Origin of the sequence: Falsiroseomonas oryzae (assembly GCF_027856955.1) — a bacterium.
Taxonomy (GTDB): Bacteria; Pseudomonadota; Alphaproteobacteria; order Acetobacterales; family Acetobacteraceae; genus Falsiroseomonas; species Falsiroseomonas oryzae.
Window position 1 is genome coordinate 1 of the sequence record NZ_JAPSMD010000216.1, and the last position, 8912, is coordinate 8912.

The 8912-nt window shown below is 71.7% G+C and carries 9 protein-coding genes and 1 pseudogene; 5 read left to right on the forward strand and 5 right to left on the reverse strand.

Translation table 11 applies throughout. The features are described from left to right. The 3 genes and pseudogenes from OZN99_RS18830 to OZN99_RS18840 form a co-directional block, all read right to left on the reverse strand. A pseudogene (locus OZN99_RS18830) lies at positions 1–270 on the reverse strand (heparinase II/III family protein); the annotation flags it as partial. Positions 271–272: 2 nt separating this feature from the next. Beyond that, positions 273–935 (reverse strand): ribulose-phosphate 3-epimerase, encoded by a 663-nt coding sequence (rpe, locus tag OZN99_RS18835; protein ID WP_270936807.1) that lies wholly within the window; start codon positions 933–935, stop codon positions 273–275. A 51-nt stretch (positions 936–986) separates the two neighbouring features. Next, positions 987–1457, reverse strand: coding sequence for an Lrp/AsnC family transcriptional regulator (locus OZN99_RS18840; RefSeq protein WP_270936808.1), 471 nt, complete (start codon positions 1455–1457; stop codon positions 987–989). 89 nt (positions 1458–1546) lie between these two features. Between OZN99_RS18840 and OZN99_RS18845 the strand changes: the two genes are divergently transcribed. From OZN99_RS18845 to OZN99_RS18860, 4 genes are all read left to right on the forward strand, one after another. Further along, positions 1547–2548 (forward strand): Bug family tripartite tricarboxylate transporter substrate binding protein, encoded by a 1002-nt coding sequence (locus tag OZN99_RS18845; protein ID WP_270936809.1) that lies wholly within the window; start codon positions 1547–1549, stop codon positions 2546–2548. A 397-nt stretch (positions 2549–2945) separates the two neighbouring features. Continuing rightward, positions 2946–3431, forward strand: coding sequence for a TadE/TadG family type IV pilus assembly protein (locus OZN99_RS18850; protein ID WP_270936810.1), 486 nt, complete (start codon positions 2946–2948; stop codon positions 3429–3431). An 85-nt stretch (positions 3432–3516) separates the two neighbouring features. Further along, a complete protein-coding gene (locus OZN99_RS18855; RefSeq protein WP_270936811.1) occupies positions 3517–4077 on the forward strand; it encodes a hypothetical protein in 561 nt (186 codons plus the stop codon). Positions 4078–4092: 15 nt separating this feature from the next. Continuing rightward, a complete protein-coding gene (locus OZN99_RS18860) occupies positions 4093–5709 on the forward strand; it encodes a pilus assembly protein TadG-related protein (RefSeq protein ID WP_270936812.1) in 1617 nt (538 codons plus the stop codon). 21 nt (positions 5710–5730) lie between these two features. On the opposite strand, the gene OZN99_RS18865 is transcribed toward OZN99_RS18860, so the two are convergent. Next, the gene (locus tag OZN99_RS18865; protein ID WP_270936813.1) at positions 5731–6222 is read right to left on the reverse strand and encodes an RNA pyrophosphohydrolase; all 492 of its coding nucleotides are present in this window, start codon (positions 6220–6222) and stop codon (positions 5731–5733) included. Beyond that, positions 6213–7859: a glucose-6-phosphate isomerase gene (gene pgi, locus OZN99_RS18870; RefSeq protein ID WP_270936814.1), complete on the reverse strand. Its 1647-nt coding sequence runs from the start codon at positions 7857–7859 to the stop codon at positions 6213–6215. The genes OZN99_RS18865 and pgi overlap by 10 nt, the downstream gene beginning before the upstream one ends. Positions 7860–7998: 139 nt before the next feature. Between pgi and OZN99_RS18875 the strand changes: the two genes are divergently transcribed. After that, on the forward strand, positions 7999–8912 hold a 914-nt coding region (locus OZN99_RS18875; protein ID WP_270936815.1), incomplete at its 3' end, for a cache domain-containing protein.

An 8912-nucleotide genomic window follows, 5' to 3' on the forward strand; every position in this document is an offset into this window, starting at 1 on the left:
GCGCAGGTCGCGCAGCCAGGCGAAGCCATGCGCCGCGGCGCGCCAGGCAGGCGATCCGCCGGCCGGGCCCCAATCCTGTGCGCCGTCGGCCTCGGCCGGACGCAGCGGGCGGACGGTGCCCATCACCTCGAACTCGCCGCGCAGGAGCCGGGCGCCGCGCGCCGCCTCGCCGGGCCAGAGGTCGCGGAAGGCGCGCGCCGGGCCGTCCGGCACCTTGATCGGCTTCAGGTTGGCCAGGATGCGACGGGCGCCGCGCAGGATGCCTTCCATGGTCAGCTCCCCCGGATGGCCGCGATGGCGGCGGCGTAGTCCCGCGCCCCGAACACGGCCGTCCCCGCCACCAGCACGTCGGCGCCGGCGGCGATGCAGTCGCGTGCCGTCTCCGCCGTGACCCCGCCATCCACCTGCAAGGCGATCTCCCGGCCACTCGCCTCGATCATCGCGCGCAGTGCGGCGATCTTGGCGAGTTGCGAGCGGATGAACGACTGCCCGCCGAAGCCGGGGTTCACCGACATCACCAGCACCAGGTCGCAGAGGTCCAGCACCGTCTCCACCGCCGCCACCGGCGTCGCGGGGTTGAGCACCACGCCCGCCTTCTTGCCCAGCGCGCGGATGGTCTGGAGCGAGCGATGCAGGTGCGGCCCGGCTTCGGGGTGCAGGCTGATCAGGTCCGCCCCGGCCTCGGCGAAGGCAGCCAGGTAGGCGTCGGCGGGGGCGATCATCAGGTGGACGTCGAAGGGGATGGCGGCGTGCTTCCGCAGCGCCTTCACCAGCCCCGGCCCGAAGGAGATGTTGGGCACGAAGTGCCCGTCCATGATGTCGAGGTGCAGCCAGTCCGCGCCCGCGGCGGCGACCGCGCGCACCTCCTCGCCCAGCCGCGCGAAATCGGCGGCCAGCAGGGACGGGGCGATCCGGATGGGTCTCGGCAGGGACATGTCCAGGCGCTTCTAGCCGTCATGCCCCCGGGCTGGAACCGGCCATCCGCCTCAAATCGGCAACGCCGTGGTCCGCTTTACCCGTTCCATCGCGAAGCGGCCGGTCACCTTGCGCAGCGCGGGCACCGCGGCGACGAAACGGCGGTAGAAGGCGTCGTAGCCCGCCATGTCGGGCACCACCACGCGCAGCAGGTAGTCCACGTCGCCGCCCAGGCGCCAGCATTCCACGATTTCGGGGAGGCTCTCCACCGCCGCCGCGAATCGGGCGATCCAGTCCGCCGAGTGGTCGCCGGTCTCCACCGCGACGAAGACGGAGATGGGCAACCCCACCCGCTCCGCGTCCACCAGGGCGACGCGGCCAGTGATGACGCCCTGCTCCTCCATCCGCTTGATGCGCTTCCAGCAGGGGGTGGGGGTCAGCCCGACCTCCTGCGCGATCTCCGCCAGGGAGCGCGAGGCATCCTGCATCAGCAGGCGGAGGATCTCCCGGTCGATGCGGTCCAACTCCGCGGCACCAGCCATCCTGCAAGTCCCATCCTGTCCATGGGCGGTTTCATAGCACAAAAATCTTTCTCTTGAAGAGTTTCTGGGGCTATGCGGAAAGACTTTCCATGAACGCTTCCCGCACCCGTGCGCCGGCGCTGTCCCGGCGATCCCTCCTCGGCTTCGCCGCGGCCGCGGCACTGCCGGTCCCCGCCCGCGCCCAGGCATCCGCAACCTTCCCGGATCGGCCGGTCCGCATCGTCATCCCCGTGGCGCCCGGCGGCAGCCTCGACATTCTGGGCCGCACCTTCGCCCGGGCCATCGCTCCGGCTCTCGGCCAGCCGGTGGTGGCGGAGAACCATCCGGGCGCCGGCAGCAACCTCGCCTTCGAACTGGTGGCCCGGGCGCGGCCTGATGGCCACACGTTGCTGGTCGGCTCCGACCCACTGACGATCAACCCCTCGCTCTATCGCCGCATCGGCTTCGACCCGGTCCGCGACTTCGCACCGATCATCGAACTTGTGCGCGCGCCGCAGGTGCTGGTTGTCAACCCGAACCACCCCGCGAAGGACTTCGCCGATTTCCTGCGCCTGGCCGGCCAGGCCGAGGGCGCGATGACCATGGGGTCGCAGGGGAATGGCTCGATCGGGCACCTGGCCGCTGCCGTGCTGACCCAGCGCACCGGCGTCCGCTTCACCCATGTGCCCTACCGCGGCGGGGGCCCTGCAGTGATCGACGTGGTCGCTGGCCACCTGGACGCGCTGCTGGTGACGCTGCCGGCGGCGATCGAGCACATCCGCGGCGGCCGGCTGAAGGCGCTCGCGGTGACGTCCGTGACGCGCAACCCCGCCCTGCAGGCCGTCCCGGCCATCGCGGAGCTGGGCCAGCCCGGCTTTGACGTGGTGACGTGGCAGGGCATCCTGGCCCCGGCGGGCACGCCGGAGCCGGTGGTCGCCCGCCTCAACGCGGTGCTGCTGGAGGCGCTGCGGCGCCCGGAGGTGGCGGACGGGCTGGTGCAGCAGGGCTTCGAGCTGCGCGGCGGCACGCCGCAGTCCTTCGCCGAGCTGGTGCGGGAGGAGGCCCGCCGCTGGCCGGCCATCGTGCGCCTGGCCGGCGCCACGCTGGACTGACCCGGCCGCGCCCTTGCGCCGACGCGCAAGGGCGCTTGGACGCAGGCGCGGCTCCGTACTGCGGCGAACTGACCCTGCGCGTGATGGTTGCGCCTTCTGCCGTCGTTCGGCCCGCCGTGACGGCGGGAGGCATTCAGCGCTTGTCCCAGGCGGAAAGCCCGACACAGGCGCACTATTCAGCACGGCGCGCATATACAACAGATTACAATGTATAGGCCTTCGATAACATTATCATACAATGTAGACGTCTGCAGAGATTGACTTCACATCCGGACGATTCCTTTAAATAGACGACGCTATATTTTTTAGCGTCATCTTCTATTCAACATGGAAACGAAACATCGCCCTTATGCGCGTTCATGACTATAAATTGTTTCGATATCGGAAGAAACTCTGCATGCACCGGCGGGATCGGCGCGGCGCGGCCTCGTTCGAATTCGTCCTTGTACTCACCGCCATCCTGACCTTGCTGATCGGCATCCTCGAAGTCGCCTGGCAGAGCACCATCGCCGCGGCGCTCGACCGGGCCACGCTGAGGGCCAGCCGGTTCGGGTCGACCGGCCAGCCCGTCGCGCCCGGGGCGCCGCCGGAGGTCACCTGCCGCTCCACCTCGATCGCCTGGATCATCACCAGTTCCACCGGCGGCATGCTGCGCGCCGACCGGCTCGTCGTCTCGCTGGGCGCGCATGGCAGCCCGGCGACGATGGGCGCCCAGCCGGTCGTTGGCGCCGGGCTGGGCGGACAGGTGGTCACCTACGCCGTCACCTACACCCAGCCCTTCCTGTCCAGCGTCTGGCTCGGCCTGATCGGCGGCCCCGACAGGCTCATCCACCGCGCCAGCGTCGTGGTGAAGAACGAGGCCTTCGACAATGCCGTCTGCTAGCGCCAACGGACGGAGCGCGGGCAGCCGCGGACGCATGCACCCCGTCGCGCGCCGCCCTCGCGCATCGCGCCGCGGCTCGGCGGCTGTGGAACTGGGGCTGATCGCGCCGGTGCTGCTGGCGCTGGCGCTGGCCGGCACCGATCTCGTGAACACGCTGCGTGCGCAGATGCGGCTCGAGGCAGCGGCGATGCAGCTGGGCCAGGTGGTGTCGCAGTGCAGCCGCATCACCACGCCCGGCGACACCGACCAGTTCTGGTCCTTTGCGCAGCGCATCGTCGGCTCGCTCGGCAGCGTCAGCGGCACCGGCGCCACGGGGGCGGTGATCGTCAGCGCGGTCGCGCAGTCGGGCGGCGCCACCCGCGTCGTCTGGCAGCACCGCAGCGGCAACACCACCACGGCCAGTCGGATCGGCACGGCCGGCGCCGTGGCGACGCTGCCCGGCGCCCTCGTCGTGCCGACGGGCCAGACCCTCATGGTCACCGAGATCTATCTGCCGCGCGACAGCTGGTCGCTGGCCAGCGCGATCATGGGCGGCGCCAACCGCCGCGTGCTGAACGCCATGACGCTGTTCCTGACGCGCGCGGTCGATGCGCCGGCCCTGCAGCAGCCGCCGGCCGCGCGCACCCAGCCCGATTGCACTGCCTGAGGGGGAGCACAGACCGTGGACAAGCGCGGCATCACCACCGTCACGACGGCGATGTTCCTGGCGACGCTGATGGGCGCCGCCGGCCTGGCCGTGGACACGACGCGCATCTGGCTGGTCGAGACGCGGCTGCGCATCGCGGTGGACGCCGCCGCCCTGGCTGCCGTGCGACGGCTCAACGACGCCGGCCGGGATGCGGAGGCGGCAGCCGTTTTCTGGTCGCATTTCACCCGCGCCGACGGCACCCGCGACTACCTCGGCGCCACGATCGGGGCCCCGAGCATCGCGCCGGTCCCGGGCCAGGCCTCGGTCCTGCGCGTGCAGGCGAGCGCCACCATCCCGATGACGCTGTTCAGCGTGGTCCACGGCAGCAGCATCACCCGCACCGAAAGCGCGACGGCCGCACGCGGCGGCACCGGCCTCGAACTGGCGATCGTCATGGACCAGAGCTCCTCGATGCGCGAATCCGCCGGCAGCGGGCAGGGCACCAAGCTCGATGCCGCGCGGGCCGCGGTGCACACCATGCTCGACGTGCTCTACGCGGGCCGCGACTCGCAGCAGAACCTGTGGGTCTCGGTGGTGCCCTTCTCCCGCACCATCAACATCGGCCCGCAGAACACGCACATGCTCGACACCGCCAACATGCCGGCCGGATGGAGCCTGTCGGCATGGAGCGGCTGCGTGGAGGCGCGCCGCAACGGACACGACACCACGGATGCCGCGCCCACCGGGGCGGCCCGCTTCCGCCCTTATTTCTGGCCCAGTACCTTCCGCCAGGTCGGCACCGTCGCCTCCGGCCGGTGCATCGCCGCCAACGCCTATTCCGGCAGCAGCAACAGCACACGCTTCTGCAAGGGCGACAACGACTGGGCGAGCGGCGGCAACGCACCGACCCAGGCCATGCTCAATTCCAACCACATGTACGACTTCCTGCGCGACGACGGCATGACGCACGAGCAGTCGGTGGGGCCGAACATCCTCTGCGCGATGACGCCGATGCAGCCGCTGACCGCCAGCCGCACGGCAGTGAACGCCGCCCTCGCCGCGATCCAGGCCCCACCGAAGAGCGGCGGCACCACCACCGCGGTCGGGCTTCAGGGCGCCTGGTACACGCTCAGCCCGAACTGGCGTGGCATGTGGCAGAACCCCAATGCCGGCATTCCGAACACGCCCAAACTGCCGCTGCCCTACAACACGCCGAACATGCGCAAGGTCGTCGTCATGCTGACCGACGGCGACAACAACTGGCAGCCCGCCTACGGACCCGCCTGCGGGTCCTCCGATGCCAGCGTCTGCTCCTCCGCCACCGGGACGGAGCTGCTGTACAATGCCTATGGCCGCGTTGCCGACTACAACAGCCGCTTCACCAGTGCCCGGATCAACCCGGTGAACCAGACCAACGCCGATGCGCGGCTCGATGAGCGCTTCACCGCGGTGTGCGACGCGATGAAGGCCAACAATTCCGGCATCACGATCTACGTCATCGGCTTCCAGGTCGCCACGCAGCACCGCTCGCGCCTGCAGTCCTGCGCAACCAGCGCGCAGCACTACTTCGAGAGCCCCAGCGCCTCGCAGCTGCAGGCCGTCTTCCAGCAGGTCGGCGCCCAGCTCGCCAGCGTGCGCCTGACGAACTGAGGCCGGGCTCCGCCAGATATCCTACCGCGCCGCCAGATGCGCGAAGGCGCGCGCCAGCTCCGCGTAGATGTCCCGCTTGAAGGCGATGGCGAGGCCCGGCAGTTCCTCGATGCGCGCCCATCGCCAGGCGTCGAACTCCGGCTGCGCGTCGGCGTCCAGCCGGATGTCGGCATCCGTCCCGGTGAAGCGCAGCGCGAACCATCGCTGACGCTGGCCGCGGTACTTCTGCGCGATGCGGAAGCCGCGCGCGGCCAGCTCCGGCGGGAAGTCGTAGGTCAGCCAGCCCGGATACTCGGCGATGATCTCGGCCTTGTCGGTGCCGACCTCCTCGGCCAGTTCGCGCAGCACAGCGACGCGCAGGTCCTCGCCGGCATCGACGCCGCCCTGCGGCAGCTGCCAGCCGCCGGCGGCGCCTTCCGCGTTCGGCAGGTCGGCGCGCCGCGCCACCAGCACCAGGCCGTCGGCGTTGAACAGCAGCGCGCCGACATTGTCGCGATAGGGCTTCAGCTCCACAGCTTGCGGATCTCCCCGATCATCGCCGCGGTCGCGGCATCCGACGCGGCTGCCCTGCCCTCCAGCGCCGGCAGGATGCCCCCGGCCAGCTGCTTGCCGAGCTCCACGCCCCACTGGTCGAAGGGGTTGATCCCCCAATAGGCGCCGAGGCAGGCGACCTTGTGCTCGTACAGCGCCACCAGCGCGCCGAGCGCCTCCGGCGTGAGCGCGGGCAGCAGGATGGACACGCTCGGCCGGTCGCCGGGGAAGGTGCGGTGCGGCGCCAGGCGATCCACCTCCGCCGCGTCCAAGCCGGCCTTCGCCATCTCCGCCCGCGCTTCCGCCTCCGTCCGCCCCCGCGCCAGCGCCTCGGCCTGGGCCAGCGCATGCGCCAGCAGGATGCGGTGGCTGTCGGCCTGCGCGTGGTCGGGGCGCGCCACCAGCACGAAGTCCACCGGCACCGGCGTCGGGCCCTGGTGGATCAGCTGCATGAAGGAGTGCTGCGCATTGGTGCCGGGCTCGCCGAACACCACGGGCCCGGTCTGCACCGCGACCGGGTCGCCCGCCATCGTTACGCGCTTGCCCAGCGATTCCATCTCGAGCTGCTGGAGATGCGCGGGCAGCCGCGCCAGCCGCTCGTCGTAGGGCAGCACCACGCGCGCCGGATAGCCGAGCGCGTCAACGTGCCACACCTCGGTGGCGGCCAGCAGCAGCGGCAGGTTGGCCTCGTCCGGCGCCGCCAGGAAGTGCTCGTCCATCGCCCAGGCACCGGCGAGCAGCCCGGCGAAGACGTCCCAGCCGCAGGCCAGCGCGATCGAAAGCCCGATCGCCGACCACATCGAGAACCGGCCGCCGACCCAGTCCCTGAAGCCGAAGACGCGCTCCGGCGCGATGCCGAAGGAGGCCGTCGCGGCCAGGTTGGTGGAGAGCGCAGCCAGGTGCGCGCCCACGGCGGCGTCGCCGAGCGCCGCGGCCAGCCAAGCCTTCACCAGCTGCGCATTCGCCATCGTCTCCTGCGTGGTGAAGGTCTTGGAGGCGACGAGCACCAGCGTGGTGGCCGGATCCAGACCGGGCCGGATCGCCTCCCAGGCATGCGCGTCCACATTCGCCAGGTAGTGCGCGCGAAGCGGCATCCCATGCCGCCACAGCGCGCGCGTCGCCATGGCGGGGCCGAGGTCGGAGCCGCCGATGCCGATGTTCACCACGTCGGTGAAGCGCGCGCCTGTGGCACCCGTCACCGTCCCGGCATGCACCGCGAGGACGAAGCGGCGCATGGCGTCCAGCGTCGCATGCACCTCCTCCGAGGCATCCTCGCCGGCGGCGTGACCGCCCGCCTGCGGCGCGACACGGAACGCACCCGCGGGGCCGCGCAGCGCCATGTGCAGGGCGGCGCGGCGTTCCGTGCCGTTCACCGCCTCGCCGCGCGCCATCGCGTCCCGGAACCGCGTCACGCCCTGCGCGCTGGCGAGGGCGAGCAGCGCGTCCAGCACCTCGTCCGTCAGGGCGGTGCGGGAGAGGTCGAGCGTGAGGCCGCCGCCCCGCCGGGCCAGCCGCGCGAACCGGTCCGGTTCGGCGTCGAGACGGGCACGCACCGCGGCGGCGCCGGGCCTGGCGGCAAGCCGCCGCACGCGGTCCCAGGCCGCGGCGAGGTCGTCCATGCTGGCCATCTCCCTGCCTTGGCCGACCGGCCGGCAAGCATGACCGTCCCGAGGTCATGTTGCAGCCGGCGAGTTCCGGATAGATACCGTCCGGCAGCGGGCCTGCGAAGGGATCGGGATGGCAGGGGCTCGACACGGGGTGGCGAGCAGGGGGGCGGCCTGGCGACGGCTGCGGCTGGCGCTCGTCTGCTTCGCGCTGCTGGCCTCCGCGCTGTTCGCCGCCGCGATGCTGGCCGACCGCGAGGCGACGCTGCAGGGCGCGCGCGCCAACGCGGAGAACAGCGCCGCGCTGCTCGCCGAGCAGGCCGACAGGATGCTGCGCGTGGCGGAGCTGACCGCCGCGCGCACCGCCGATCTGGTGCAGCGCCTCGGCATCGCCGCGGTGACGGACGCCGAGCGCGGCCAGCTCGATGCCCTCGACAGCACGGCGCCGGAGGTGAGCTCCATCTGGATCATCGATGGCAACGGCCGGCTGGTGGCCAACACCTACGACCCGCAGGCCGCGCGCATCGACCTCTCCGACCGCGACTATTTCCGGGCGCTGGCGGCCGGCGGCTCCGAATACCTGACCGGGCTGGCTGAGGGACGCGCCACGGGCATCTGGTTCTTCGGCTGGGCCCGCGCCATCCGCGGCGAGGCCGGCTTCGAGGGCGTTGCCTATGCCGCGCTGCACGCCGACGAATTCGCCCGCCTCGTGCAGCGCCTGCAGCTCGGGCCGGGCGCCGAGGTCGAGCTGATGCGCCACGACGGCACGCCGCTGATGAACTGGCCGCGGCCGGGCGCCGTGGCGCGGGTGCCGAGCGCCCCACGCGACGGCGCAGCGGGCCTGACGGAGGAGACCGGGGCGGATGGCATGCGCCGGCTGGTCGCATGGCGCGCGGCGCCGACCATGCCCGTCACCGCGGTCGTCCTGCAGTCGCGTGCGCATGTGCTGGCTCCCTTCGAGCGCCGGCTGCTGCGCAACGGCCTGGTCTTCGTGCTGTCCCTGGCGCTGGCCGGGGCGCTCGGCGGCGCGGCAGTGCGCGCCGGGCAGCGCGAGGCGGAGGCGATGCG